Here is a 25,887-nt window from a genome sequence, read left to right on the forward strand (position 1 = left end):
AACATACCCCGCTGCGGTGCCGACAATGAGACCATGTCTCACTTTTCAACGGCCCTGCACTGGGCCAAAGACGCGGTCTGGGACCTCTGGGATTTGGCCGTTCCACATCTGTGTGCTTGTTGCCAGGCCTATGGGCCGAACATGCGCGGCCGCGGTGCGCTCTGCCCTCGGTGTGATGTGTTGTTGCGGCATTCGCTGTTGAACGTGCACACCCCGCAGCTGCGCTACCCTTCGGTTCCTGTGGTCTCGGCAGGATTATACGAACACGAGGTGGCGCGCTCCCTGGTTGCCTTCAAGAACGCCGGCCGGTTCGACCAGTGCTCCTATCTGGTGACTGGCCTAGTGCGGGCCTTCGACACGCTCCAAGCTACGCAGTGCCCGACGCTTCGAAGCGAGCGAGACATCTTTCTGGTCCCCATGCCCTCGTCTGTTTCCTCTATTCATCGGCGAGGGTTCGAACCGGGGCGGGTGCTTGCCGAACGACTGGCCCGGCGGGCCAACGAAGAAGGTGCGGTGGAGGGAGCCGCTGCCGTGCGCGTCCTACCGTGTCTGGCTAAACGGTGGCAGACGCCGTGGGCTCACCTGACCGGTGATAGCGGGCAAAAAACCAGGAGCGCTTCGGCCCGCCGACTCACAGATCATCGAACCTTGCGGATCCGTCCACCGCGATGGGCGCTCTTGGGGCAGGAGTGGGAGCTGAACGGTGTTCGGTGTGTTCTGGTGGACGACGTGGTCACGACCGGTGCCACGCTTGCCAGCGCCGCCGCAGTGTTGCAGGACGCCGGGGCGCACGTTGTGGGGGCCGTGACCGTGGCCGCGGTGCCGCTGCGCATCTCGTCTGTATCCGATGAACCCCGACCCGAGGAGGGATGGGCTGAGCCACCCTATCGAACGTGACTTGCATCATGAATTAATCTAAAATCTAGTTAAGGAATAGCCAAAATATTCCCCTCGGTTGGATTAACCGATTCACCCCTACCTTTGGAGGGCATCGTGGATATCAACGTACTCGGACGTAACGTCAAAATCACCGAACGTCTGGAGACATACGTCGATGAGAAGGTAACGAAGTTCGAGCAACTTGAACGAGTTGATTCGGTTGAAGTGAAATTCTCCAAGGATGGCCACTCCGGCCCCAACACCATCCGCGTTGAGATCACCGTCGTCGGTTCCGGGCCGGTGTTGCGCGCTGAGGCGCAGGGCGAAGACAAGTTTGCGGTCTTCGATGACACCTACGGAAAGCTCCTGGAACGTCTGCGCCGCGCACGTGATCGCCGCAAGATCAGCAAGGGTGGTCAGAAGCACCCCGTATCGCTCTCCGAGGCCACCGGGTCGCTGCCCATCGTGGGGGAGGACGTCGCCACCACCGAGATTCATGTGGACGACCGCACCGTCGAAGAAGCGGCGTTTGACTCTGAGTTCTCCCTCACCGACGAGGTGACCTCGCCGATTGAGATCCGTCGCAAGAGCTTCCCCGCGACCGAGCTTTCCGCGGAAGAAGCGGTCGATCAGATGGAACTGGTCGGTCACGATTTCTTCCTCTTCGTCGACAAAGAAACGAAGGCGCCCTCTGTCGCTTACCGTCGTAAGGGTTGGTCGTACGGTGTGATCACCCTCGACCACGAAGGCTAATACCCTAGTTCCCGAAGAAACCGCCAGGCACCTCCGCGGGGATGGCCTGGCGGTTTTCTGTGGGTGTGTGCTCTCCCACGGCTTAGCCCTCCGCTTAACTCCGCATCCCTGACTCGCCGCCAACTCTGGCGGCTTTGAACTAGAATGGGTCAGGCGTGCACCTCGATCTCCGTCGGGGAGCCAAAGACATTATCGAGTCAAGGAGTCGGATTTCGTGGCATCTTTCTTGGAGAAGCTCCTCCGAGCAGGGGATAAGAAGATCCTCAAGCAACTCAGCGCATACACGGATGCGGTGAATTCGCTGGAAGAGACTTTCGAGTCCATGACTGACGCCGAACTGCGTGCTGAAACCTCAGCGTTCAAAGAGCGGGTGGAGAAGGGTGAAAGCCTCGACTCCATGTTGCCCGAGGCCTTCGCCGTGGTGCGCGAGGCGTCCAAGCGTACCCTCGGTAAGCGTCACTACGACGTGCAGCTCATGGGTGGGGCGGCCCTGCACCTGGGCAATATCGCCGAGATGAAGACCGGTGAGGGCAAGACCCTGGTGGCAACGGCACCGGCATACCTCAACGCACTGACCGGCAAGGGCGTGCACGTGGTGACGGTGAACGATTACTTGGCCGAATACCAGGCTAACCTCATGGGTCGCGTGTTCCGCTTTCTCGGCATGGAAACCGGTGTAATTCTCGCGAACCAAACCCCGGACGTCCGCCGCGAGCAGTACGCAGCAGACGTCACCTACGGAACGAACAACGAGTTTGGTTTCGACTACCTGCGCGACAATATGGCCTGGTCCGTGGAGGAGCAGGTGCAGCGCGGCCATCACTTCGCCATCGTCGATGAGGTTGACTCGATCCTGATCGACGAGGCGCGTACGCCGCTGATTATTTCGGGTCCCGCCACCGGTGAGGCGAACAGATGGTACGGTGAGTTCGCTCGTTTCGCGCAGACCTTGCACGCCGGCACCGATTACGAGGTCGACGAGAAGAAGCGCACCGTCGGCATCCTTGAACCGGGCATCGATAAGATCGAAGACCACCTGGGTATCCGTAACCTTTATGAATCCTCCAATACCCCGTTGATCGGGTTCTTGAACAACGCCATCAAGGCCAAAGAGCTGTTCAAAAACAATAAAGACTACGTCGTGATGAACGGCGAGGTCATGATCGTCGACGAACACACCGGTCGTATTCTTTCTGGCCGTCGTTACAACGAGGGCATCCACCAGGCTATCGAGGCTAAGGAAGAGGTGGAGATCAAGCCTGAGAACCAGACGATGGCAACGGTTACTCTGCAGAATTACTTCCGCATGTACGACAAGCTCTCGGGCATGACCGGCACCGCCGAGACCGAGGCCGCCGAGTTCATGAACACCTACGAGCTCGGCGTGGTGCCGATTCCCACCAACAAAGACGTGGCTCGCATCGATCAGCCCGACCGCGTGTACAAGAACGAAATCGCCAAGTTCGACGCGGTGGTCAAGGACATTAAGAAGCGCTTCGCCAAGGGGCAGCCGGTGCTGGTGGGTACCACCAGCGTCGAGAAGTCCGAGTACCTTTCCCGCCTGCTCAGCCGTGACGGTATTCGCCACGAGGTGTTGAACGCCAAGAACAACGCCCGCGAAGCGGCGATTGTCGCGCAGGCTGGTCGCAAGGGATCGGTGACGGTGGCTACCAACATGGCAGGTCGCGGTACCGACATCATGCTCGGTGGTAACCCCGAGTTCGAGGCCGTTGAGAAGATGAAACAGCTCGGCCTCGATCCCGAGAACAATACGGAGGAGTACGAGCGCCGTTGGCCTGAGGTCCTGCAGGCTTGTGAGCAGGCGGCGCAGGCTGAGCACGAAGAGGTTGTCGAATTGGGCGGCCTGTACGTGTTGGGCACCGAGCGCCACGAATCTCGCCGCATCGACAATCAGTTGCGGGGACGTTCCGGTCGACAGGGCGATCCTGGCGAGTCGCGTTTCTACCTCTCATTGGCCGACGATTTGATGCGTCTGTTCAACGGACAGGCTGCCGCCCGCCTGATGCAGGGCGCTCCGGACGACACTGCGCTGGATTCGAAACTGGTCTCTCGCGTGATTGCTTCGGCTCAGGGTCAAGTGGAGGCGCGCAACGCCGAGCAACGTAAGAACATCTTGAAGTACGACGATGTTCTGAACCGTCAGCGCGAGGCGATGTACAAAGACCGCAACTCGATCCTGCACGGCGATGATCTGAAGGAGCACATCCGCAACTTCACGGACGAGGTCATCACTTCGACGATTGACGCTCATACCGCGGAGGGTCACGCCGAGGACTGGGACTTCGACAAGCTCTGGTCGGACTTGCGTAAGGTGTATCCGATCTCGTTGACCGTCCAGGACTTCGAGGAGGACGCCGGCAACCGCTCCAAGATCACCCGCGAACAGCTGGTGCGTGAGATTCTGACGGATGCCTATCTGCAGTACGAGGAGCGTGAGGAGCAGGTCGGCTCCGATGCGATGCGCGAGATTGAGCGCCGCGTGGTGTTGTCGGTCATCGGCCAACGCTGGCCCGAGCATCTCTATGAAATGGATTATCTCAAAGAAGGCATCGGGTTGCGCGCGATGGCTCAGCGAGATCCGTTGGTCGAATACCAGCGAGAAGGTTACGCGATGTACCAGTCCATGATGGAGGCGATTCGCGAAGAGACCGTGAGCTACCTGTTCCACCTGGATCTTTCCAAGCAGCGTACCCAGGCCTCCAACGTCCAGTTGAAGATCCCCGCTCAGCCGAAGTTCCTGCAGTACTCCGCTCCCTCCGAAGACGGCGGAACCGAGACTCGTGCAGTTCCCTCCAACGCGGAAGGCAACGAGACTTCGGACGGTGGTTCTCGCCGGGCATAAAACACCCCGGGCGCTATTAACGAGTCACCGCTATCGAGACATTCGCTTAGGCTATCTCGATGGCGGTGATTTTCCATGCGGAGAAGATTTTTTCGACCCGCAAGGCCATGGCACGCACCCGAGCGAAGTCTTCGACGATGATGCACACTTCGAACACGCTCGGGTTGATCTTCTGGGCACGCACCCGACGGGTTGAGGGGCGAACGACATCGCTGGATCGAAGCGGAGCATGTCCCAGCGGGGATCCGCGGCGTTGGCGCCGCATGGCTTTCTGTGTGACGGCCGAGCGGTTCACGATTTTGGCGTAGCACTCGTGGGAGAGCCACTTTGCGATATGGTTCACCGAGCGCTGTCCGGCAAAGATTTCGAGGATAGCTACGCTCAATCCGGAACACATGACTTCGATAGAGCGGCACTCGGAATCGCTGGGAGCCAGCGGTCGTCCGCCTTGGCATACCTTCAACTCGCGCTGCATCACCTTCTCGCGGAAGCGCTCATACTCCTGGAGTGAAACTCCGATGAGCTGATTTTCCATAGTGGTGCTGGGGCGTTTCATGGTGAACTCCTTGAGGTGGGGCGGCTTAGACATTCTTCGGGATGTGTAGCTCTTGACCGGGGTAGATCAAGGAATCGGGGGAGGCTAACACGTGGTCGTTAGCTTCGAAAAGTCTGTGGACTCCGGCTGCAATGCGTACCGGGTCGGTGGTGTTCAGCTCTTGCGCAGCAATGGCCCAGAGGGTATCTCCCGAGCGAACCGTATAGGTGGGCTGGTCGGGTTCTTTCTCCGCCGGATCTTGAAAGAAAGGGGAGAAAGGGACATAGTTGGACGTCTGAGAGATGGTCAGTGTATTCAACATGCTGGCACCACCGGTGTGGTGATCTTCTGATCGAGGGTGAGCCGCGGGGTCCGTCGGTGCCGAAGGGGCATCTGAAGTGGGCACCTGGTGCGTGTCATTGAAGAATGGGCTGGCGTATTCGGTGCTCCAGGATGATGCGGGTGCGGCGGTGGCGGAGGGTGCCACGATCGTCAAGCCTACGAGGGCAATAGCAGAATGCCGAATAAATCGAGGAATCCACACCTTCGATGGGGCACCTTTTACGCCCCGGCGAATGAGCACAGCTTCGCGGAGGGCATAGAGGCAACTGAATATCCACCACGCGAGGAGGATGCACGCGCTGATAACGATGGCCCCCAGCAACACCGTTTCCGTCACCGCAGTGTGTTCATCTGTTTCGAGGAGTAGGCGAGTGGCCACGGTCGCGATGAATATGCATGAACCGGGGATCGCTATGGTCTTGAGGTGTGCGAGCTGAGGATTGATCTCGATCATAGCTTTGAGGCCCCTAATGGTTCATTTGATGTCATTTGCTTTTGTTTTATGAGTATTGCTAATGGTTGAGGGATTGTAAAGAGATGGGGTGGAACTGTCGGAACAACTGTGTACGCGTCCCGCCAACAGAGCTGTAGGCGGGAGCTTTTTGCCTAAGGTTTATATCCATGAGCATGAGTAGAATTTTTGCCGACTTTGAGGTGCGGTTGCAGAGCGAGAGGCAACGAGAGATTGAGGCAGGGGCGCGCGATTATCGGCGGTCGGAATACGCCAAGATTCAGATGCTCGATCGCATGGCGGCGCAATTGGGGCAACCCCTGAAAGTCAACGTCATGGGAGCCCAAGTGTTCCAGGGGACGTTGCGAGAAGTGGGTTCAGGGTGGTTGCAACTTTATAGCAGAACCGAATCAGTGCTTATACCCCACAGTTCGGTGCTGTGGTGGGAGGGTGGTTCGCGCACCTCAGACATCAATGATTCAACGGTGGTGCGTAAGTTGTCGTTTGGTTATGCCTTGCGGGCGCTGTGTGCGGCTCGTTTGCCGGTGCGTATCTTCCACACCAGCGATGGTGCGAGTTCAGAGGGAACTATTGAGCGGGTAGGCCTCGACTTTGTTGAAATGTCGAGTCACGGCATTGAGGGTAACTATCGATCTCACGAGGTCTTCGGTCACCGGGTGGTACCCATCGCCCATATCGGTGCAGTGAGCTCACTCAGCATGGGGTAGTGGTAGTTACTGCTTTTCTTCAACCGCGGATGCGAGGTTCTCGGCGGTCTTCTCGTAGGCCTGAGCGATGTATTCTTCGAGCTTGGCGATCTCGACTCGCCATACACTGCGGCCACCGATTTGGATGGCTGGGAGCTCGCCAGATCGAACCAGGGCGCGGGTCTGACTCATTGATGTATGTAAAATTTCGCTCACCTCGGGGAGGGTGAGGAACCGCTGTTCGACCATGTGAAACTCCGATTCGACGGCTTACTGACAGTCTCAACTAATACCATACATCCCCATTCAGATGACAGGTATCCACAAAAATGTACTTCAAACATCAATAAATTAAACTAAATAAGATGAGATAACGTCATTAGATAGCGGATGAAGCGGTTGAAGGACCCACACTATCCCACCGCGGACTCCCGACGACAACTCATCATCACTCCGAAAGCTACCCATGCCTTCATCAGTCTCGCCCGACAAACTCACCCACCGTATCACCAAACCAGGGTTCAAGGATCCTAAACTGCTGATTGGTTTAGCCCTGATCGCCGCGTCCATCCTTTCCGTGTTCGCCGTGGTGCGAGGTATGAACAAAACTGAAACCTACTATGCGGCGTCCTCCGATATCAGAGTGGGCCAGCGGCTCAGCGCCGAGCATTTCAGACCGGTGCAGGTGCGACTGAGCGAGTCTTCCGGGCACTACCTGCGCTCTCTAGACGACCTCCACGAGCAAAACGTGGCCATCGATAACATCACCGCGGGAGAGTTGGTGTCCACCCACGATCTCTCTGAGGCTGACCCGCACCATCGCAGAGAAGTTACCGTCATCGTGAACTCTGCGGTGGCTCAGGGGTTCACGGCGGGTCAGCACGTGGACATCTGGGCTTCAGCGCAAGCGACAAAGGGGGTCGGATACGATGCGCCGCAGCGCGTAGCTTCCCAGGCTCAGATTTCCACTGTCACCTCAGAAGATTCACTGATCGGGGGTACTGGAGAATCCGCGGTACGGATGTTGATTTCGTCGAAAGAACTCGCCCCGGTCTTAGAGGCCGTCAATAATGAGAACAAAATCAACCTCGTACCGACCTCCTACGAATCCGGCCAGGAGGAAGATCGATGAATGTTCCGGTCATCGTCTTTGCCGATGTGGCAGGCCACTATGTCTCTATGATCGAACGCCAGCGGGGAACCGTCAGTGTTGCCCGAGCCGTCCACGAATTCTCTGAACTGCTCGGTATCGCCCAGACCGGCATCGCCCGGGCGGCGCTAATCGTCGGGCAGCACCCCGAGCTGAGCCAATCCCTGGTGGATCAACTGATCGATGAGGACGTCGCAGTCGTGGTCGTCTCTGACCCCGGCACCGAACCGGGATTGGCGGGGGTTTGCTGGGTATCCACCTTGGCAGATTCGGATGAGCTGTTGAGCGCCGTGGTCGAATCGGCCCAACAACCCGGTCAAGTACCCGAAGGTCTCATCCCGGGCACCGAACAGTCGACTGCTACCGCCGGTGACTCAGCCCCGTTGAATGCAACAGAAATCTCAACAGCTGAACCTTCCGATCCACAGGATGCCGGTAAATCTTCAGGTTCGCGCGACGAGTTTTCGGATCACGACAGAGCATTGCAACCCTCGCCGACTCAGGGACGCATCGTTACGGTGTGGGGCGCCAGCGGTGCCCCGGGGCGTTCCACCGTTGCTGTCAACATCGCGGCAATGGCCGCACGAATCGGTCAGCGGGTATGCCTTATCGATGCGGATACCCATGCCCCGTCTGTCAGTGCCCTCTTAGGCATGATGGAAGACTACTCCGGGCTTTCCCAGTTGTGCCTCATGGCCGACAGAGCCACTCTCACACCGGATAAAGTACGCGAAACCGTGAGCACCATAGCCGTGGGGGATCATTACCTAGATGTTCTGACAGGGATAACGGGAGCCAGCCGTTGGCCTGAAATCAGGTCCACCCCGTTTGTCTCGTTGTTGCACCTCATCCGTGACATGTATGACCTGGTGATTATCGATGTGGCTCACCCCATCGAAGAAGACGAAGAACTCAGCTTCGACGGCATCGCCCCACGCCGCAACGCGGCGACCTTGACGGCGTTGGAGAACTCTCAGACGGTGATCGTCGTTGGCTCCGGAGATGTTTTGGGAATACCGCGGTTGATGCTGGCCTACGAAGAACTGCAGGAAAAGATCCAGCGCTGGGAGAGCACCCCTGAGGTGAACATCTGGGTCAATAAATTGCGCCATCATGCCGTGGGAACGAACGCCATAAACGGCATCAACCGAGCGTGGGAGCGGTTTGGCCCCCAGCGTCCAATTGCGGGATACATCGCCTACGACCAGACCACGATCGACAGCGCCTGGTTGAATGGCCGCACTCTGGCCGAACAGGGTGCCACCACAGAGGTGGCCCAACAGCTCGAAAAATTGCTTCACTCGCTACATACCGGGAGCACGGAACCCTCCGCCATCGAGCGTCACCCGGCCGTGACAGTCTTGACCCGCCGCACCTCAGAAGTGGGCGAAGAAGCCAGCCGCTCCCCACGGGGGACGTGGCGGACTTGGTTCCAGCGTAAGCGGGGCAACGACAAGGAGGCGGGCCAGTAACGGGTTGCCGGCCTGAGGCAAGCGCGGGTTCGCGACCATTATCATATTGCGGTTAGGATGGATGCACCCCCGTGATAGGAAGAATAACCCGTGGAATTTGCCCCTCAGCATCTGAAGATCAACCCTGTCGATTCTGAATGGTTACATCTACTGGTCGGAGACTGGCAAGTTATCGCCGACACCTCGCACGGCGACTTGGTCCTCTGGTTTCCCGAGGCGCCAGTTACGGCCGACGAGGCTGAGGTCGATATCCGCGACGTCGTGGTCGATGAAGACACCCAGTTCCGCAGCACCAGCCAGGTGCGTCCTTCGACGGTGCACACCATCTTTCACCGCGACATGGTGCACCAACCCATGGGGCAGAAAATACAGAAGCGGGCCTGGCTGGCGTGGAACAACCACGAGATCGTTCGCTATCAGGACGATCAAACAGCCGATCACCTGACGATCCTCACCACCGTCATCCCGCTGGTGCGCGACGGGAAAACCGTCGCCCTCATGACGCTTCACACCGAACCCTACGGCGAGCGCACCCCGCCTCGAGTGGAAGTTGTCTACCGTCAGCTGGCGGCCGACCTGATCTCCATGGTTTCTCGCGGCGTGTGGCCTGAGTTCGCAGCCCCCGTCGGAACTTCCCGTGGAACCCCACGCGTGAGCGACGGCATCCTGAATCTCGACGCCGAGGGGAAAGTTCTCTTTGCCTCGCCCAACGCCTCGTCAATTTATAAACGCCTTGGGTATGAAGGTGAGTTGGAAGGCAGCCGTCTCAACGAGATTACACGCACGCTCTTGCCGACCGATGATAAGGCCGACGAAACCCTGCCGATGGTGCTGACCGGGCGGATGCCCTGGCGCGCCGAAATCCAAACTCGCCGTATCAGTGTCACCTACCGTTCCATCCCGCTGCGACGCCTCACCACGCTGGGGGAGGAACGCTACGGGGCGATCCTCCTGTGCCGCGACGTAACCGAGTTGCGCCGGCGAGAGTTGGAATTGATGACCAAGGATGCCACTATTCGCGAGATCCATCACCGCGTGAAGAACAACCTCCAAACGGTCTCAGCGCTGTTGCGCTTGCAGTCGCGCCGCATGTCCACCGATGAGGCGAAACAGGGCCTGGAACAGGCGATGCGACGGGTTTCAACCATCGCCACCGTGCACGAAGCCCTGTCGCAAGGACTCTCACAGAACGTCGATTTCGACGAACTCATCCATCGTCAATTTCGGGTAGCCGCCGAGCTCGCCTCACCGGGGCAGGAAGTGAAGACCGTTCTTGAAGGCGAGTTTGGATCCCTACCCAGCCTTTACGCCACTCCCTTGGCGCTGGTAATTAACGAGATCGTCGCCAACGCCGTTGAACACGGTCTCGATGGAGAAGCGGGGACGGTGACGATGCGCTCGCGGCGTTCCTTCAACTCCGACGGCGAGCCGATCCTCACCCTCGAGATCGAGGACGACGGAAAGGGGATGGGCGACCGCACCATCAAAGAATCCGGTGCGGGCGCGTTCCGACCGACGTCCTCCGCCGAGGGGCTGGGCATGCAGATTGTCAGGACGCTGGTCGCCAGTGAACTGGGCGGGTCCATCAAGTGGGAACCGGTGCGTCCGACCGGAACCAAGGTAACCATCGTGGCGGTGCTGGCCGGGAGCAAGCGGTAACGCCGAGAACTTAAATCTCAGGGGCACGCCGTGAGAAGGCGTGCCCCTGAGAATAATGTAAGGTGTTCTAGATTCTTAAGAAGCTCGGCGAGCGCGGGCGGCGCGACGCTTCATAGCGCGGCGCTCATCTTCGCTCATGCCTCCCCATACACCCGAATCTTGGCCGGATTCAATGGCCCACTGCAGACAGGTGTCCATGACCGTGCAGTTGCGGCAGACCGCTTTAGCCTCTTCGATTTGAAGCAGAGCAGGGCCGGTGTTTCCAACAGGGAAAAACAGCTCGGGGTCCTTCTCCAGGCAAGCAGCTCGGCTACGCCAATCCATTAGCACGCTCTCCTCTATATGGGAATTGCTTTTCTCGATGCAGCTCTCATGGCCCGTGAGGGGCGGGAACTGTCATAACAAATCAGGCCCCAGCATGCGGGGCCTGAAATAACCTCAATAACTTTCCCACGTTACGAATAAGTAAACAAGGGGTTTTTAGGCAAAACTTAGTTCTAGGGTTTGAGTTCATTCTCACAGTAGTTAAGCCTTGCCAGCGTGGCCGATATTTTGCACCCCCGGTTGCTTTGCTTAGGATGAGATACGGACAACTTCCTGCAGAAAAGACACCATCGTGAATCACCACCCTTCGTCTCATTCCGTACCGGTCTCGCTGGTTAGCATTTTGACGCATCTCGAGGCTGCGGTTGTCGGTTTCTACGGAATCGCCATCATGGCCACTGCGTTGGCTCAGGGCGGTGCAGGTGTTGGTAGCGCTATGATGCTCGGCCTGTTTTTTGTGGTGGTGGCTGCGGTGATGCTCTGGGCCGCGCGTCTTTTCACCCACGGCCGGGGAGCCTCTCGGGCCATGGTGTTGGTGTGGCAACTTTTCATCATCATTATTGGAATGCAAATCGCCCTGGCGGGACAGTGGCTGATCGGTATACCGGCAGTGGCGATCGCGGGGATCATCACGGTGTCCCTCTTCACCCGTGCGGTGCACTCTCACCTCGATGACGCTCGCAGGGACTCACTATAACCCCGCACAGGGGCGCGGCGGTTAGCAACCAGCGGACTCGTCGATTGGTATCTGCACCGCCTGTGCGCGAGCATCGTGGACGATCACCGCGCGGCCGGTGGGGACTTTACCGGCGGTCGTGGTATTCCACGGGAGGTCATCAAAACACGTCAAGAAGTCGAGATCGGTCTCGCGGTGCGGAGCGAGCGCTATGCCGCGCGTAGCGCCGGCCAGGGTGCCCAAGAGCGGGTTCTGCCGCCACCGCGCCCATGGCACAAAAGTCACCAAGGTGTGCCTGAATCGGGCGATGAGAGATTTCAACCGCGTGGCGGTGTCGGGGGACAGCAGGTGCGCATCATCGACCAGCAACACCACCGAACCGGCATCCGCGATATCGTCACAGGCCCGTTGTAGTTCCTCTGCGCTCACGCCGGGGTGAGCTGCCACGCGCAAAAACCCGAGGTGACCGTTGAGCTTCGCCACGGCGTCCAAGGCGGTGGTTTTGCCAGTTCCGGAGTGACCGGCGATCATGGTGCATTGTCCGGGTGGGGCGGGTATGCCAACTACCGTTGCCCCGGGGGTCCAAGCGATCGCCAGGTCACCGCGGGAGGCGCCGGCATGGCGCCACCCACGCACCTCGGCGAGGGCTTGCGAGAGCAGGATGCACTCGGGCAGCTGTTGATCCAGGTGGGTGGGGGAGGCAGCGAACAAGGATGTGCGTGCCTGCTCGCCGTGCGTCCGCAGCTCTTCTGCGGACGCGGCGCGATAGGGGGTGAACGTCGCGGCCTGGGTCTGGTCGTCTCTCCCGTAGTGGTGCAGGAGCTTCCCTTCCACCGCCCACCGTTTGGCGGGGACGGCCGGATATGAGCGGGTGGCACCGCGCAGAGGGTCTGCCTTCGTAACCGCACCGGTTAACAGGGTGTTAGCCATCAGCTGACCCACTGGTCCACGCAGGGGTGATTGTGCGGTCGCAACGCACTGGATGCGGTGCCTGGCTGAAGAAGTCAGCAACGTCGTGAGCGAATGTATGAGTGTTCGGTCGTTGAGGTTCTCCTCTAACCACTGATCGAGGCCGTCGAGAACTATAAGGCAAGGGTGGAGCCGTTCTCGGTCGAGCAGTTGCTGGGTGAGGTGATTGAAATACCCGGTGTCGAGCGGTCCGACCAGCGCCGTCATATCCCATTGATCATCCCACCTGCGGTGCGTAGCTTGGAGTGGTAGCTGACCCGCCACGGTGACCACGGCGTGGCCCCATGATCTGGCCTGTTGTACGAGCGCCGCGAGCAACTCTGTACGGGCCGCCTCATCGCCGACGATCTGCACCGGCCCTTCTGCCGGGGTCGTTACCAGCGGCTCAATCATGCCCCACTGCGCAACCTCCATCTCGCCCCAGACGAGCTGCGTGGCGTCCTCTGGATACGCCGTGGAGTGTGTCCAGGGGCGTCCGAGGGCGGGTTCATCGGGAACGGGTCGGTAACGGTGAACGGGCCACTCGGTTGTCAGATGATGGAGGCGTGCAACAGATCCCCGCACCGTTGCCTGTTCATTGACGTCGTGGGGTCGCTGTTCAGGCACTTCGCAGACTACGGTGCCGTCGATCAACTCCAGACGCATGCCCGCGGTATACGGACGCTGCCGGAAGGCCGGTCCGCGGAAGGGCCAGGGGGTGTTGTCGCCGTGCCGCACATATCCGCTGCCTGCGGCGTCCGCTGGAATGCGGCTGGCTTCGGGTCCGCCGAGCACGTTCTGCGACTCCAACTCGCTGGCCGTCCGCAGACACAGGGTGGTCCCGATGTTCGCACGGATGTCGGCGGAAACGGCGCCTTGGGGGCGCTGCGTAGCCAGGATGAGGTGGATACCCAACGATCTGCCGATGGTAGATATCCGCATCAACTCTTTCATCGCATCTCCCATGGTCTCGACCAGCATCTTGAATTCGTCGACCACGATCACCAGTTCAGGACAAGCCGGGAGCTCCTTGCGGGCCGCGCAACCCCGCAAATAATCTCGATAACCGTTGACCCCGAGCCTGCTGAACAGCGACTCGCGTGCTTTCACGTCGGCACGCAGATAGGCCAGGGCGCGCGTCACCCGAGGGAGATCGAGGTCATCCAGAAATTGGACGCTGTGGGGCAGGGGAGAGAGTGCCCCCAGGCTCGCCCCACCCTTAAAGTCGATCAGCAGATAGCTCAACCGCTGGGGCGGATAGCGAAACGCGCCGGAGAGCAACATGGTTTGCAGAAGCTGAGACTTTCCCGACCCCGTGGTGCCGGCCAACAAAAAGTGGGGCCCGTCAGCGTTGAGTTTGAGGTTGGTGATCAAGCCGTCCGCAGATGCTCCTAAGAGCAGATCTACTTCCGGTGCCCAGGTGGCGGCGGTCCAGTTGCGCTCGCTCGGCGTGGTCATGAAATCCTGATCTTCAAAGACCGCCTGTTGCACCGAGGGTTTCTGAAGCCGGTGTTCTGTCGCGGCAATCTCGGTCACCAGGCGCTGAGCCGTGTGAGCCCGGACCGCATCGAGCCTGATCTGATAGGACTCGTCTTCCTGCTCAGCACGAAAGAGGGCGTGGGTGGCGCTGTCGAGGTGGAGCTCCGCTCGGCTCCATCCGGCAATTCGAATGGGCGTGGCGGGTTTTTCCGGACGGTCCCACACCACGGCGAACCGACAGCTTCCCGGAGTGTGCCTGTTCCACTCGGCGGCCGTGCACATCACGAGAACGCAGTCGTGCTCGTCTCCGGTTACCTCACCGTTCTCGAGAGCTACCTTGACTCGTGGGTGGGTCGCCAGCGCCTGAAACTCTTCGCTGGTTTCTGCCATGAGTCGAGGGGAGAGGCGTAATAGCACCCCGCTGTGGCACAGCAGCTGAATCGCAATCGAACAGAGTTGTTCGGAGGTCACACGCGCGTGCAGCAACTGATGTTCGGGCAAGCCGATAAGAGCTGGCACCGCAGGGAGCAAAGGTGGGGCGATGCGATCGTTTTCGGTGACCGCTATCTGCGCGGGCCGATCGGTGATACCGGCGACGAACCACAGGCGATTGCCACAGGGACGCAGAGTAAACTTCGCGGCGTCTGCTTGAGCAAGGCGCGAGGCATCACGGTCAACGGCCTCGGCCAGCGCTGCGCGATTACGAGTGATAACACCGACCGCTGTGATGAGTTGCACCCCCAGCACTGCGGAGGCCGCAATAGACATGAGAAGGATCAACCACATTCCCGTCACCGAGGCAATGATCCCACCCACCACCAGCGGCATCACCATCATCAAGACCAGAGTCAGCAGGTGTCGTTGACGCTCGAGCCGAACCGGCACCGGCTCTAAGTCATCCGGAGCCTTCGGTTCCTCAGATTGTCGAGTTATTCGCAGTGCGAGAATCGAGTCACCCACGCCAAACTCTTCGTTGAGGCTTATGGTCCGTGTGTCTTCGGCGGTGACCAGACGGGCGCCGTCGGAATCGACCTCGAGGCCGCCCAGCCGCGACGGTAACGCGGGATCGAGGATCGTTACGTCTGACCGGTGCCGCCCGATGGTCATCGTGCCGCGTCGCACGGGGAACGTGCCACCAGCGTCGGGACCGTGCACAACGGTCAGCGTCAGGGGAGCGTGAGTCACCTGCGCTGGGCGGCCTGCGGTGATCAGCGCACCGTGCGGGACATCAGTCAACACGTCGTTGATACCGACCAGGTTTCTGCCCGCACAGTAGGGCGATCTCATCCACGGGTAGGCTCCGGTGAGCAACTCCTGGAGCCGCTGGCCGGAAACAGGGCCCTGGGAACTGAGACGGTGAGCAACAGCTTGACCGGTGTGCGGGTTTTCGACGAAGAAAATGAGGTGCATAACCCCATCAAAAAAGATGAGGAATCTCTCAAGCAAGCAGAATAGGACGGCGTCTGTGGAAAACTCATCCGCCTGTGGAAACTGCCTCAGAGCCGCGAAATATAAGGTCAAAGCGCGCAAGCGAAACCGGCAAAATCTGAGAAGTCTGTAAGAATCGTTGGCGCGACTGGGAGAATGGGTACTGCTTTCGGGTAGGTTTAATACCAACTATGGCTGTTTTTCCAGACGCTACCCCCATAGCGACCACCGGAGAAACGTCATCTTCGGCAACAAGTTTCTGAAACGCAGAGACGCTATAGACACAGGAGTTTTAGTGAACGCTGATCTTGTAGTTGTTGGCTCAGGTCTGTTCGGCCTGACCATCGCAGAACAGGCCGCTACCCAGCTGGGCCTCAAGGTTGCCCTCTTGGATCGTCGATCCCATATCGGTGGTAACGCCTACAGCAAGTTCGAAGAGAACACCGGGATTGAGGTGCACCAGTACGGCGCTCACCTCTTCCACACCTCCAACGAACGCGTGTGGGAGTACGTCAACCGCTTTACCGAGTTCACTAACTATGTGCACAAGGTCTACACCCGCCACAACGGCATCGTGTACCCCATGCCTATCAACCTGGGCACCATCAACCAGTTCTTCAACGCCGCATATTCCCCGGCAGAAGCGAAAGCTCTGATCCAGGAGCAGGCAGGCGAGCTGGCGGGAACCGACCCGAAGAACCTCAACGATAAGGGCATCTCCCTGATCGGCCGTCCCCTCTACGAAGCGTTCATTAAGCACTACACCGCCAAGCAGTGGCAGACCGACCCGGCTGAGTTGCCGGCGTCGATCATCTCCCGCCTGCCGGTGCGTTACAACTACGACAACCGCTACTTCAACGATAAGTACGAAGGCCTGCCGGTCGACGGGTACGCCGCCTGGCTCGAGCGCATGGGTGACCACCCGAACATCGAGGTTCACCTGAACACCGACTTCTTCGAAGACGGCCATGAGTTCTCCAAGTCGAAGATCATCGGCCAGGTACCGGTCGTCTACACCGGCCCGGTGGATCGCTACTTCGATTACGCCGAGGGTGACCTCTCGTGGCGCACCATCGACCTCGAACAGGAGATCCTGGAGATGGAAGACTTCCAGGGTTGCTCCGTCATGAACTACCCCGATGCGGACTACCCGTTCACCCGCATCCACGAGTTCCGCCACTTCCACCCCGAGCGCGACTACACCAAGGACGCCACCGTCATCCACCGCGAATACTCTCGTTTCGCGGAGAAGGGCGATGAGCCCTACTACCCGGTGAACACCTCGGTGGATCGCGAGAAGCTCCTGGCTTACCGCGACCTAGCCGCCGGCGAGGATAAGGTGCTGTTCGGTGGACGCCTCGGTACCTACAAGTACCTGGACATGCACATGGCCATCGGTGCTGCATTGTCGATGTTCGATAACAAGATTAAGCCGCACTTCGCAGACGGCCAGAACCTTCAGTCCGGTGGAGTTGATGCCTAACATGACTGCAGAAATCAAGAATCTGAAGACCCTGCAGCGGGTCATCTTCCCCGAACGGGAGCAGATGGACACCGTCGCGCTGTATGTTGACTCCGGTATCGCCACCGGTGTGCAGTTGAATACCATGAACGGTGCGCTCGGTTCGCCGAACACCGGTCGCGACGACGACAAGTCTGAGACCGCCGGAACCACCTCGGGCGGTAGCAGCGCGGAGACCCACGCAGAGGACTTCATCGACCGTCGTTCGACCCTGATTCGCCCCGGTTCGCGCCTGTCTTTCGCAACCTACTTCAACGCATTCCCCGCGTCCTACTGGAAGCGGTGGACCCACCTGACGTCGGTGCGCTTGCAGGTCTCGACCCACGGTGAAGGCACCGTGATCGTCTATAAGTCCAATGCCCGCGGTTCCCTGCAGCGTGTGGAATCCAAGCGCGTGACCGGCCGCGAGACCTCGACCTTCGACCTCTCGCTCAAGCCCTTCGGTGACGGCGGATGGTATTGGTTTGAGTTGGCCGCCGGCACCGAATCCCTCGTGCTCGAATCGGCGCAGTGGCTGGGTGAAGACAATGGCCGTACCCCCGGCAAAATTACCCTGCAGATCACCACCATGAACAAGCAAGAGTTCTGCCTGAACAACCTGCGCTCGCTGGCTGAGCACCGCGAGGTGCTCGACCACCTGCAGGAAATCTTGATCGTCGATCAGGGCTCCAAGAAGCTGCAGGACGAAGCGGACTTTGAAGAGGTTGCCGCCACCCTGGACGGTAAACTGCGCATCATCAACCAGGGCAACCTGGGCGGTTCGGGCGGTTTCGCCCGCGGTATGTACGAGGCCGTCGAGAACGGTAGCGATTACGCGTTGCTCTTGGACGACGACGTCGTCGTGGAGCCGGAGTCGATTTCGCGCCTTCTAACCTTCGCCGATATGTGCCGCAAGCCCACCATCGTCGGCGGTCACATGTTCGACCTTTACAACCGCACGGTGTTGCACACCTTCGGTGAGGTCGTCAACCGCTACCGGTTCCAGCCGGATCTGCCGCATACCGATCAGTCACTGGGCCATGACTTCCTGCAGTCCAACCTGCGTAACACCCCGTGGCTACATCGCCGCACGGACGTCGATTACAACGGCTGGTGGATGGACCTCATCCCTACCTCCGTCATCAAGGAAATCGGTCTGTCCCTGCCCATCTTCATCAAGTGGGACGACGTTGAGTTCGGCCTGCGCGCGAAGAAGGCCGGTTACCACACCGTCTCCTTGCCCGGCGCAGCTGTCTGGCACGTTTCGTGGATCGATAAGGACGACCTGGTCGGTTGGCAGGCGTACTTCCACATCCGCAACCGCATCATCGCGTCTCTGCTGCATTCGCCGTATGAACGCGGCGGTCGACTGCTCCGTGAGTCTTCCTACGCAGACGTGAAGCACCTGATTTCGATGCAGTACTTCACTGAACACGGTCGCATCATGGCGCTGCGCGATATTTTGGCGGGCCCCGATCAGCTCCACCGCCTTCTGCCCCAGCGTCTGCCGGAGATCCGCGAATTGACCAAGCGGTATTCCGATGCCCAGTTCAAGGAAGACATCGATTCGTTCCCCGAACCGAAGATGGAAAAGCCTCCCCGTAACGGGCGCGGCTTCCACGCGCCGTCCTACAAGTCGTTGGTGCCGTGGGCGCTGAAGACCGTCTCGAAGCAGCTGGTCAAGCCCGTGAAGGACGAGTATCGCAATCACCCGCAAGCCCACATTGCCCACCAGGACAATAAGTGGTGGCGCATGTCGCAGTACGATTCGGCGTTGGTTTCCAACGCCGAAGGCTCGGCGGTTTCGTGGTACAAGCGTGACCCTGAGCAGCTGCGTGACAAGCTGGTGGAGTCGACTAAGCTCACCGCGCAAATTCTGCGAGAGTGGCCAAAGCTGCGTCAGCAGTACCGTGCGGCCGCTTCACGAATCACGTCATTCGAAGAGTGGAAGAAAACCTTCGACGAACATACGGAGTCGGTAATTACTCGATGAGCGATTTAGCGAATCAGCCTCTGCAGGCCCCGGGCAAAAGTCTGGGGCTTGCGGGCGTTTTAAAGAATAGATACCTGCTGAAGCTTCTGGTTCACAAGGAGATCCAGGTCCGCTACCGCGGTTCCGTTCTGGGCATCCTGTGGTCCTACATCAAGCCGGCAGTTCAGTTCATGGTCTTCTACCTGGCCCTGGGTATTTTCCTCGGTCTGGAAAAAGGCCTTCCGAACTACTCGGTGTTCCTGTTCTCCGGCATCATCGTCATCAACTTCTTTGCCGAGTGTTTCAGCAACGGTGCACGCGCCTTTGTGGTCAACGGGGCACTGATTAAGAAGATCTATCTTCCCCGGCAGCTGTTCTCGTTGTCTACAGTCTGGGTGGGATTCATCCACTTCATCCCGCAGGTCTTGGTTTTGGTCATCGCCTGTTTCGTGGTGGGGTGGAGCCCTGATCCCAAACAGATTTTGGCGGCCATCGTCGGCATAATCCTGGTGATGATTCTGGGACTGGGCCTGGGAATGATCTTCGGCGTAGCCAATGTGTTCTTCCGTGACTCGGAAAACCTGGTTGATATGTTCCTGATGATGGCCACCTGGCTAGCTCCGGTCATGTACTCGTGGACCATGGTCGCTCGTGAAGTGCATGTCCCGCATATCCAGGAAATTTACATGACGAACCCGCTGGCAGTGGGAGTGGAATTGTTCCACTACGCCTTCTGGCAACCCACTTTGGAACCCAGCGAACAGCTCTTCCTCTTGGACAACGGGAACTGGCATATGTTCCCGCACCTGTTGACTGTTTGGGTTCCCATCGCGTTTGCCATTGCGTTGCTGTTCCTGTTGATCGGTAACTTGCTGTTCAAGAAGTTTGAGGGCGATTTCGCGCAGGAGCTGTAGAAACCATGAAAATTAAGAAACTAGATCTGCCTCCTGTCGATCCGAACGGCCCGGTGGTCATTCGCGTCGATAACCTTTATAAGCGGTTCGTGCTGCGGCATACCCGCTCGATGAAGGAGGCCTTCATTTGGTTGATCAAAGGCCGCAAGGGTGATCTCAATGAGAAGTTCAACGCCCTCAACGGCGTGACCCTGGATATCCGTCAGGGCGAGCGTGTCGCTTTGTTGGGATTCAACGGTTCCGGAAAATCGACCCTGTTGAAGCTCATCTCTGGCGTGATGCGCGGTGATGACGGACAGGTGCTCACCCGTGGACGCATCGCCGGTCTGATCGAGGTCGGTGCTGGCTTCCATCCCGATCTCACCGGACGAGACAATGTCTACCTCAACGGTGCGATTCTGGGAATGTCGAAGGAGGAGATTGACGAGAAGTTCGATTCGATCGTGAATTTCTCGGAGATCGGTGAATTCATCGACACGGAAGTGAAGTTCTACTCTTCGGGTATGTACCTCCGCTTGGCGTTCGCGGTGGCCATCCACACCTCTCCGGAGATCTTCTTGATCGACGAGATTCTGGCTGTGGGTGATGAGCCGTTCCAGAAGAAGTGCATCGCCAAGATCGCCGATCTGTGCCGTGAGGGCAAGACGCTGGTGGTCGTCAGCCACGACCTCGATATGGTGTCGAAGGTCTGCGACCGAGGCGTGATCCTCGATAAGGGCAATCTCGTCTATGACGGCCCGTCGGACGACGCGGTCAAGCTGATGCGCGGCGAAAAGCTGAGCTAGGCGTCCACCCCACAGCGGTGGGGTAGGTTTTCACAACGTGGGTACGCACCCGGTGCGTGCCCACGTTTTTTATACCGGTGGGGGACCGGTGACGCGCCGAAACGACAACTGTTGCGAATGTGTGGACAACTTGAAAAACCTTATGGTGCACCGGCTAGTCACGATGAAGTTACCCATCGGTAGGTCTCACCCCAAACCGTGGTAGCAGCTACGCAATGGCATCAAACGACACTAAATGGCTTGTTGGGTGGTGGGCGGTCGACTACATTTTCTCCTGAACCCTCCAACGGCCCACGGTTGACAACACTGCCGCGGCCGGACCACACGAGAAAGTGCCAGTTATGCCCACGGCTCTCCGCCACGACGCTGGCCTGCGCATCCTGGAAGATGACGTTCGCGAAAACATTCGACGCAGCGGCATCGACCCGCTGGAAGAGCAGGAGCAAGCGAAGCAAATCATCGCCGAAGCGATTACCTCGTATGAGGATCGTATGTATCGCGGCACGTTACCTTTGGTTGATGATTTCGAGCAGGTGAAGACGTATCTCGTCAACGCTGTATGCGGGTTTGGTTCCCTCCAGCCCTACCTCGACGACCCTGAGGTCGAGGAGATCTGGATCAATTCACCCACGGAGGTGTTCGTTGCTCGCGCGGGTGAGTCGGAGCTAACTGGCCTTTCCATGACTCAAGACCAGATCAGGTTCCTGGTCGAACGAATGCTCAAGATTTCCGGGCGACGCCTGGACCTTTCCAGTCCATTCGTCGATGCATCGCTTCCCGATGGTAGCCGCTTGCATGTGGTGATCCCGGACATCACCCGGAAACACTGGTCTGTGAACATCCGTAAGTTCGTGGCACGCGCCCGTCGGCTCAACGATCTGGTGAAGCTCGATTCGATCAGCCCTGAGGCTGCTACGTTTCTGAACGCTGCGGTGGCGGCCGGTTTGAACATCCTCGTCTCCGGAGCTACGCAGGCCGGTAAAACCACCATGCTCAACTGCCTCACCTCGTCTATCGGGCAGCGGGAACGAGTGATTACCTGCGAAGAAATCTTCGAGCTGAAGGTGCCCCTGCGCGATGTCGTATCGATGCAGTGCCGACAAGCGAACCTCGAGGGGACGGGAGAAATCCCTCTTCGCAAGCTGGTCAAAGAAGCGTTGCGTATGCGTCCGGACCGGTTGCTCATCGGCGAGGTGCGTGAGGCCGAGTCGTTAGATATGCTGATTGCTCTCAACTCCGGTCTGCCCGGAATGTGTACGATTCACGCCAATTCCGCCCGGGATGCGATCACTAAGATTTGCACCCTGCCCCTGTTGGCAGGCCCTAATATCACCGATGCCTTCGTGACCCCGACCGTCGCCTCATGCTTTGACCTGGTGGTGCACTGCAACCGAGAGGTGAACGGGAAGCGTTATGTGCAAGAAATCGTGGAGGTAGGCAACCGCGTGGAGAACGGCGTGGTGGAGACGAGCACCGTTTTTCGCCGCGAAGCCAACTCGCTGGTCTGCCTCGCCTCCGAGCTGCCGGCGTCGTCCAAGTTTCGCCGGGCCGGTTACAAGCTGGATGCCGTGCTGCCCCAACTGGGACGCGGGTGATTGGCCGTGACTTTGTTTGCCGCCCTCTGTGCCGGCGCAGGTAGCTACCTCGTCTGGCTTGCGTGCTGGGAAACGGACAAGAAACCGAAACGGCGCCCCGAACCCCGCATCTCTCTACTGTTGAAACAGGCCGGTATCACGAAGGTCTCTACCCGCCTGTTCTACCTGCTTTCTTTGGGAACCGGCACATTCGTGGCTGTGATCATCCTGGCGCTGACGGGTCTCTATAATTTGAGTCTGATTCTGGGCGTTGCCGGTTGCTTCGTGCCGCGGTTCTACATCGGTCAGCGGGCCAAGAAAAGAAACGCCGCGATCCGTGACCTGTGGCCGGACGTCGTCGATCACCTCCGTTCGGCGATCCGGGCTGGTTTGTCCCTCCCCGAAGCGCTTCTGCAATTGCAGTACCGCGGCCCCGAACAGTTACGGCCGGCCTTCGAGGACTTCGCCGCCGACTACCGTTCCACCGGGGAGTTCGTGGCGTCGCTGAACCGCCTCAAAGATCGGTTGGCAGACCCCACCGCTGACAACATCATTGAAGCACTCAAGGTGACCCGTGAAGTCGGAGGAACGGATCTGGGCCGACTGCTGGGCACCCTCAGCGAGTTTCTCCGCGAAAACGCGCGGACCCGCTCCGAACTCGAGGCGCGGCAGTCGTGGACCATCAACGCCGCGAAACTTGCGGTGTGTGCCCCCTGGGCGGTGTTGTGTCTCATGGCTACGCAACCGGGCACCGTCAAGGTATACAACAGCATGACCGGCATGATGGTCATGCTCGGCGGCTTGGTTATCTCTTTGGTGGCATACCGGATCATGCTCTTCGTGGGCGCGTTGCCGGAAGATAAGCGGGTGCTGGCATGAACACGCTCATTCCCATCGCCCTGATGCTCTCGGCCGGTCTGTGGTTAGTCGCCAGTTCCTTCCGTGCCCAGCATTTCATTGACTTCTCACAACGCATTGCACCGCAGCTTCGAACTCAGCGCATCCGCAGCCATCTACATCCGGCAGACGAAGAGAACTTGGGTCTGTGGCGCGGTTACCGTGAGCTTTTCCGCCCCGGTTTTGAAGCGGTCCTCGAGCGGATCAGCGAAAAGTCCGACACTCAGGCGCTCGAGAAACGACTGGCCCAGGCCGGCCAGGGCATGACCGTCTCAACCTTTCGAGCGGAACAGGTGCTCTGGACATTCCTCGGATTCGGCGCGAGCTTGTTGGTGATGGGCCTGGGTGTCTGGCAGGGAAAGGTGCCCACAGCGGGCGCCATCCTGTTGACGCTGTTGAGCGGAATCAGTGGATACCTTGCTCGCGATTGGTGGCTGGGGCAAAAGATCGTCGCCCGTGAGAAGGCCATGTTGGCGGAGTTTCCCACGCTGGCTGAACTCATGGCGTTGTCGGTGACAGCCGGGGAATCAGCCGTGGATTCGCTGGAACGCGTGGTGCGGTGCTCCCGGGGAGAACTCGCCGGTGAATTTGCGCAGATCCTCGCCCAAACACGAGCCGGTGACGGTCTGGCGATCGCCCTGCAAGACTTCTCGCGCCGGACGTCCCTGGCCCCGATATCGCGGTTCGTCGACGGCATCGTGGTGGCCATCGAGCGTGGCACGCCGCTGTCTGAAGTTCTACGAGCCCAGGCGCAGGACGTCCGTGACACCGCCAAACGTGACCTGATGGAGACCGCCGGCAAGAAAGAGATCGCCATGATGGCACCCATCATCTTCTTCATCCTGCCGCTCACAGTGGTCTTCGCCGTGTTCCCCGGCCTCTCACTCATCAACCTCAATTTCTAAAGATCATCTCGTACAGATACACATCGCAAGGAGAAAACCATGAAGGAACTGTTCAATCTCAACCTCGTGTTCGTCAAGGTCATGGCACTGTTGACCGGCCTGACCAGCGGCGAGGCCGCCCAGGACGCCCGCGACCGCGGCGACGTGCCGGGCTGGGTCATGATTACGATGATGACGGCTATCCTCGTCGCAGCCCTGCTCGTGGTGGCCCGCGATGCCCTCATCAACATGTTCAACTCGGCCATGAGCATGGTCAGCTAACCGGGCGATGGGCATGTACGAGCAAGGAGCTCTCAGACACGGCCGTTATCGGCATTCGGAGGCCGGGAACGCCACCGCAGAATTCGTCATGATTACCTCGCTGGTTCTCTTGCTCTTTGCGATCGTGTTGCAGATATCTTTCGCCCTCTACGCCAAGAACATGATGATCGATGCCGCCTCGGCCGGGGCACGATACGGAACGCTTGCCGACCGAACACCTGCCGAGGGAGCGCACAGAGCCCGCGAGCGCATCTCAGCAACACTGCCAGCAGGGTATGCCACCGCCGTCACTACGCGGCAGACTGCCATTGATGGGCACCCGGTGCTGGAAGTGCAGGTTGCGGGGACCTTACCCGTCCTGGGCCCGTTCGGTTTCGACCGTGGCATCGAGGTGACCGGCAAGGCGGTGATGACCCGATGAAACACGGCGTGAGTACGGACGAGGCCGCTGGGCGCGCAGACGCGGAAGCAGGTAATGCTCTCATCGAGTTCTTAGGACTGGCCCTGGTGCTGATGATCCCCACGGTGTATTTTCTGCTGGGAATCTTCGCGGTGCAGTCAGGTACTTTAGCTGCCTCGGCGGCGGCTCAGCAGGCTGTCCAACTGATCCAAGCGGCAGAAGACGGTGTGAGCGCCACCCACGTTCAACGAGTGGCCACCCTGACCGCTGCTGACTACGGGGTAGCGGGGGAGCATCTGCACCTGACGGTGGACTGCCCGCGGGGATGCGACGAGGGATCACCGGCAGAGGTCAGGGTCAGCGTCGATGTGCAATTACCCCTCATTCCGTGGGTGCGCAACTCTTCGTTCGTGACCGTCAGCTCGCATGCCACCGCGTGGGGAGGTAAGTATTCGTGAATCAGACGATCCCGGCGTCCGCGGTGCAGCGGGCCAGTGCACATTCGGCTGATCGCGGGAGCGTCACCCCGCTGATCATCGGTTTGTCTACGGTGGTTCTCCTGGTAGCGGCCACGATCATTGCGATCACCACCGTGCACGTGCAACGCGCTCGCCTGCAATCGCTGGCGGACCAGACCAGCACGGCAGTCGCGGTATCGGTGGAGAACATAGAGCTCGGCGCACACCGCCCGACGGTGCGCCTGACCGACGCACAGGTACGGTCATCCTCCTCCGCCTTTCTCGTGGACGCCGGTGCCTACGCCGAATTCGAGGGCTTGCGTATCGCCGGGGCCACCGGTTCGGCCGACGGTACGACCGCCGAGGTGGAGCTCACCAGCTACGTTCATCTGCCCATCGTCTCGTTCTTCTTGCCCGAGGGCGTGGAGATCTCCGCGACAGGCAACGCCCGTAGCGAGTTGAACCAGTAGGCTCGCTCCGTGGGTGCTTCGCCGAGAGGCTAATCCGGCCGCATGGGGCGGCGGGGTGAGGCATAATCCGATAGGCTTATAAGT

At 59.3% G+C, this 25,887-nt stretch carries 24 protein-coding genes; 19 read left to right on the forward strand and 5 right to left on the reverse strand.

The genetic code is table 11. The features are described from left to right. Window positions 1-33 precede the first annotated feature (33 nt). From VVR12_RS00655 to secA, 3 genes are all read left to right on the forward strand, one after another. Window positions 34-897: a ComF family protein gene (locus VVR12_RS00655; protein ID WP_368549193.1), complete on the forward strand. Its 864-nt coding sequence runs from the start codon at window positions 34-36 to the stop codon at window positions 895-897. A gap of 96 nt (window positions 898-993) precedes the next feature. Continuing rightward, entirely contained in the window at window positions 994-1,632 is a 639-nt protein-coding gene (hpf, locus tag VVR12_RS00660) for a ribosome hibernation-promoting factor, HPF/YfiA family (protein WP_368549194.1), read from the forward strand. Window positions 1,633-1,846: 214 nt separating this feature from the next. Continuing rightward, the gene (secA, locus tag VVR12_RS00665) at window positions 1,847-4,495 is read left to right on the forward strand and encodes a preprotein translocase subunit SecA (protein WP_368549195.1); all 2,649 of its coding nucleotides are present in this window, start codon (window positions 1,847-1,849) and stop codon (window positions 4,493-4,495) included. Between the two features lie 46 nt (window positions 4,496-4,541). On the opposite strand, the gene VVR12_RS00670 is transcribed toward secA, so the two are convergent. Together VVR12_RS00670 and VVR12_RS00675 are read right to left on the reverse strand one after the other, a co-directional pair. Next, window positions 4,542-5,051: an Rv3235 family protein gene (locus VVR12_RS00670; protein ID WP_368549196.1), complete on the reverse strand. Its 510-nt coding sequence runs from the start codon at window positions 5,049-5,051 to the stop codon at window positions 4,542-4,544. Between the two features lie 25 nt (window positions 5,052-5,076). Further along, a complete protein-coding gene (locus tag VVR12_RS00675) occupies window positions 5,077-5,352 on the reverse strand; it encodes a LysM peptidoglycan-binding domain-containing protein (RefSeq protein WP_368549197.1) in 276 nt (91 codons plus the stop codon). 641 nt (window positions 5,353-5,993) lie between these two features. Here VVR12_RS00675 and VVR12_RS00680 point away from each other — a divergent pair. Further along, window positions 5,994-6,551 (forward strand): hypothetical protein, encoded by a 558-nt coding sequence (locus VVR12_RS00680; protein WP_368549198.1) that lies wholly within the window; start codon window positions 5,994-5,996, stop codon window positions 6,549-6,551. 6 nt (window positions 6,552-6,557) lie between these two features. Here VVR12_RS00680 and VVR12_RS00685 read toward each other — a convergent pair whose 3' ends face one another. After that, window positions 6,558-6,779: a helix-turn-helix domain-containing protein gene (locus VVR12_RS00685; RefSeq protein WP_368549199.1), complete on the reverse strand. Its 222-nt coding sequence runs from the start codon at window positions 6,777-6,779 to the stop codon at window positions 6,558-6,560. Between the two features lie 217 nt (window positions 6,780-6,996). Between VVR12_RS00685 and VVR12_RS00690 the strand changes: the two genes are divergently transcribed. From VVR12_RS00690 to VVR12_RS00700, 3 genes are all read left to right on the forward strand, one after another. Next, window positions 6,997-7,662 carry an SAF domain-containing protein gene (locus VVR12_RS00690; RefSeq protein WP_368549200.1) on the forward strand — a complete coding sequence of 222 codons (666 nt, stop codon included), beginning with the start codon at window positions 6,997-6,999 and terminating at the stop codon, window positions 7,660-7,662. Then, window positions 7,659-9,152, forward strand: coding sequence for a CpaE family protein (locus tag VVR12_RS00695; protein ID WP_368549201.1), 1,494 nt, complete (start codon window positions 7,659-7,661; stop codon window positions 9,150-9,152). The genes VVR12_RS00690 and VVR12_RS00695 overlap by 4 nt, the downstream gene beginning before the upstream one ends. Before the next feature lie 90 nt (window positions 9,153-9,242). Continuing rightward, window positions 9,243-10,811, forward strand: a complete 1,569-nt coding sequence (locus VVR12_RS00700) for a sensor histidine kinase (protein ID WP_368549202.1) — start codon at window positions 9,243-9,245, stop codon at window positions 10,809-10,811. A gap of 75 nt (window positions 10,812-10,886) precedes the next feature. Here the strand turns inward: VVR12_RS00700 and VVR12_RS00705 are convergent, their stop codons facing one another. After that, the gene (locus VVR12_RS00705) at window positions 10,887-11,135 is read right to left on the reverse strand and encodes a WhiB family transcriptional regulator (RefSeq protein WP_368549203.1); all 249 of its coding nucleotides are present in this window, start codon (window positions 11,133-11,135) and stop codon (window positions 10,887-10,889) included. 292 nt (window positions 11,136-11,427) lie between these two features. Between VVR12_RS00705 and VVR12_RS00710 the strand changes: the two genes are divergently transcribed. Next, window positions 11,428-11,832, forward strand: coding sequence for a hypothetical protein (locus VVR12_RS00710; RefSeq protein WP_368549204.1), 405 nt, complete (start codon window positions 11,428-11,430; stop codon window positions 11,830-11,832). A 21-nt stretch (window positions 11,833-11,853) separates the two neighbouring features. Here VVR12_RS00710 and VVR12_RS00715 read toward each other — a convergent pair whose 3' ends face one another. After that, the gene (locus VVR12_RS00715; RefSeq protein WP_368549205.1) at window positions 11,854-15,648 is read right to left on the reverse strand and encodes an FtsK/SpoIIIE domain-containing protein; all 3,795 of its coding nucleotides are present in this window, start codon (window positions 15,646-15,648) and stop codon (window positions 11,854-11,856) included. A 313-nt stretch (window positions 15,649-15,961) separates the two neighbouring features. Here VVR12_RS00715 and glf point away from each other — a divergent pair, with 313 nt between their 5' ends. The 11 genes from glf to VVR12_RS00770 all read left to right on the forward strand — a co-directional run bounded on the left by glf (window position 15,962) and on the right by VVR12_RS00770 (window position 25,803). After that, complete coding sequence (glf, locus tag VVR12_RS00720; protein ID WP_368549206.1) at window positions 15,962-17,149, forward strand: UDP-galactopyranose mutase; 1,188 nt, start codon at window positions 15,962-15,964, stop codon at window positions 17,147-17,149. A gap of 1 nt (window position 17,150) precedes the next feature. Then, on the forward strand, window positions 17,151-19,160 hold the full coding sequence (locus VVR12_RS00725) for a glycosyltransferase (protein WP_368549207.1): 2,010 nt from the start codon (window positions 17,151-17,153) through the stop codon (window positions 19,158-19,160). Beyond that, window positions 19,157-20,053: an ABC transporter permease gene (locus VVR12_RS00730; protein ID WP_368549208.1), complete on the forward strand. Its 897-nt coding sequence runs from the start codon at window positions 19,157-19,159 to the stop codon at window positions 20,051-20,053. The genes VVR12_RS00725 and VVR12_RS00730 overlap by 4 nt, the downstream gene beginning before the upstream one ends. Before the next feature lie 5 nt (window positions 20,054-20,058). Beyond that, a complete protein-coding gene (locus VVR12_RS00735) occupies window positions 20,059-20,838 on the forward strand; it encodes an ABC transporter ATP-binding protein (protein WP_368549209.1) in 780 nt (259 codons plus the stop codon). Window positions 20,839-21,179: 341 nt separating this feature from the next. Further along, a complete protein-coding gene (locus tag VVR12_RS00740; RefSeq protein ID WP_368549210.1) occupies window positions 21,180-22,433 on the forward strand; it encodes a CpaF family protein in 1,254 nt (417 codons plus the stop codon). Between the two features lie 6 nt (window positions 22,434-22,439). Beyond that, window positions 22,440-23,291, forward strand: coding sequence for a type II secretion system F family protein (locus VVR12_RS00745; RefSeq protein ID WP_368549211.1), 852 nt, complete (start codon window positions 22,440-22,442; stop codon window positions 23,289-23,291). Further along, window positions 23,288-24,214, forward strand: coding sequence for a type II secretion system F family protein (locus VVR12_RS00750; protein ID WP_368549212.1), 927 nt, complete (start codon window positions 23,288-23,290; stop codon window positions 24,212-24,214). Before VVR12_RS00745 ends, VVR12_RS00750 begins: the two co-directional genes overlap by 4 nt. An 81-nt stretch (window positions 24,215-24,295) precedes the next feature. Beyond that, a complete protein-coding gene (locus VVR12_RS00755; protein ID WP_368549920.1) occupies window positions 24,296-24,475 on the forward strand; it encodes a hypothetical protein in 180 nt (59 codons plus the stop codon). A gap of 13 nt (window positions 24,476-24,488) precedes the next feature. Further along, window positions 24,489-24,896: a TadE/TadG family type IV pilus assembly protein gene (locus VVR12_RS00760; protein ID WP_368549213.1), complete on the forward strand. Its 408-nt coding sequence runs from the start codon at window positions 24,489-24,491 to the stop codon at window positions 24,894-24,896. A gap of 8 nt (window positions 24,897-24,904) precedes the next feature. Continuing rightward, window positions 24,905-25,333 carry a pilus assembly protein TadE gene (locus VVR12_RS00765; protein ID WP_368549214.1) on the forward strand — a complete coding sequence of 143 codons (429 nt, stop codon included), beginning with the start codon at window positions 24,905-24,907 and terminating at the stop codon, window positions 25,331-25,333. Next, complete coding sequence (locus VVR12_RS00770) at window positions 25,330-25,803, forward strand: pilus assembly protein TadG-related protein (protein WP_368549215.1); 474 nt, start codon at window positions 25,330-25,332, stop codon at window positions 25,801-25,803. Before VVR12_RS00765 ends, VVR12_RS00770 begins: the two co-directional genes overlap by 4 nt. Window positions 25,804-25,887: the final 84 nt, after the last annotated feature.

Origin of the sequence: Rothia sp. LK2588, assembly GCF_040946465.1 — a bacterium.
In the GTDB taxonomy this organism is placed as follows: domain Bacteria; phylum Actinomycetota; class Actinomycetes; order Actinomycetales; family Micrococcaceae; genus Rothia.

Excerpts from the sequence above, each read along its gene's own strand:
- VVR12_RS00655 (WP_368549193.1), top strand. The coding sequence starts at position 34 with ATGTCTCACTTTTCAACGGCCCTGCACTGGGCCAAAGACGCGGTCTGG.
- VVR12_RS00670 (WP_368549196.1), bottom strand. The coding sequence starts at position 5,051 with ATGAAACGCCCCAGCACCACTATGGAAAATCAGCTCATCGGAGTTTCA.
- VVR12_RS00675 (WP_368549197.1), bottom strand. The coding sequence starts at position 5,352 with ATGTTGAATACACTGACCATCTCTCAGACGTCCAACTATGTCCCTTTC.
- VVR12_RS00680 (WP_368549198.1), top strand. The coding sequence starts at position 5,994 with ATGAGCATGAGTAGAATTTTTGCCGACTTTGAGGTGCGGTTGCAGAGC.
- VVR12_RS00685 (WP_368549199.1), bottom strand. The coding sequence starts at position 6,779 with ATGGTCGAACAGCGGTTCCTCACCCTCCCCGAGGTGAGCGAAATTTTA.
- VVR12_RS00690 (WP_368549200.1), top strand. The coding sequence starts at position 6,997 with ATGCCTTCATCAGTCTCGCCCGACAAACTCACCCACCGTATCACCAAA.
- VVR12_RS00695 (WP_368549201.1), top strand. The coding sequence starts at position 7,659 with ATGAATGTTCCGGTCATCGTCTTTGCCGATGTGGCAGGCCACTATGTC.
- VVR12_RS00705 (WP_368549203.1), bottom strand. The coding sequence starts at position 11,135 with ATGGATTGGCGTAGCCGAGCTGCTTGCCTGGAGAAGGACCCCGAGCTG.
- VVR12_RS00715 (WP_368549205.1), bottom strand. The coding sequence starts at position 15,648 with ATGCACCTCATTTTCTTCGTCGAAAACCCGCACACCGGTCAAGCTGTT.
- VVR12_RS00725 (WP_368549207.1), top strand. The coding sequence starts at position 17,151 with ATGACTGCAGAAATCAAGAATCTGAAGACCCTGCAGCGGGTCATCTTC.
- VVR12_RS00730 (WP_368549208.1), top strand. The coding sequence starts at position 19,157 with ATGAGCGATTTAGCGAATCAGCCTCTGCAGGCCCCGGGCAAAAGTCTG.
- VVR12_RS00735 (WP_368549209.1), top strand. The coding sequence starts at position 20,059 with ATGAAAATTAAGAAACTAGATCTGCCTCCTGTCGATCCGAACGGCCCG.
- VVR12_RS00740 (WP_368549210.1), top strand. The coding sequence starts at position 21,180 with ATGCCCACGGCTCTCCGCCACGACGCTGGCCTGCGCATCCTGGAAGAT.
- VVR12_RS00750 (WP_368549212.1), top strand. The coding sequence starts at position 23,288 with ATGAACACGCTCATTCCCATCGCCCTGATGCTCTCGGCCGGTCTGTGG.
- VVR12_RS00755 (WP_368549920.1), top strand. The coding sequence starts at position 24,296 with ATGGCACTGTTGACCGGCCTGACCAGCGGCGAGGCCGCCCAGGACGCC.
- VVR12_RS00760 (WP_368549213.1), top strand. The coding sequence starts at position 24,489 with ATGTACGAGCAAGGAGCTCTCAGACACGGCCGTTATCGGCATTCGGAG.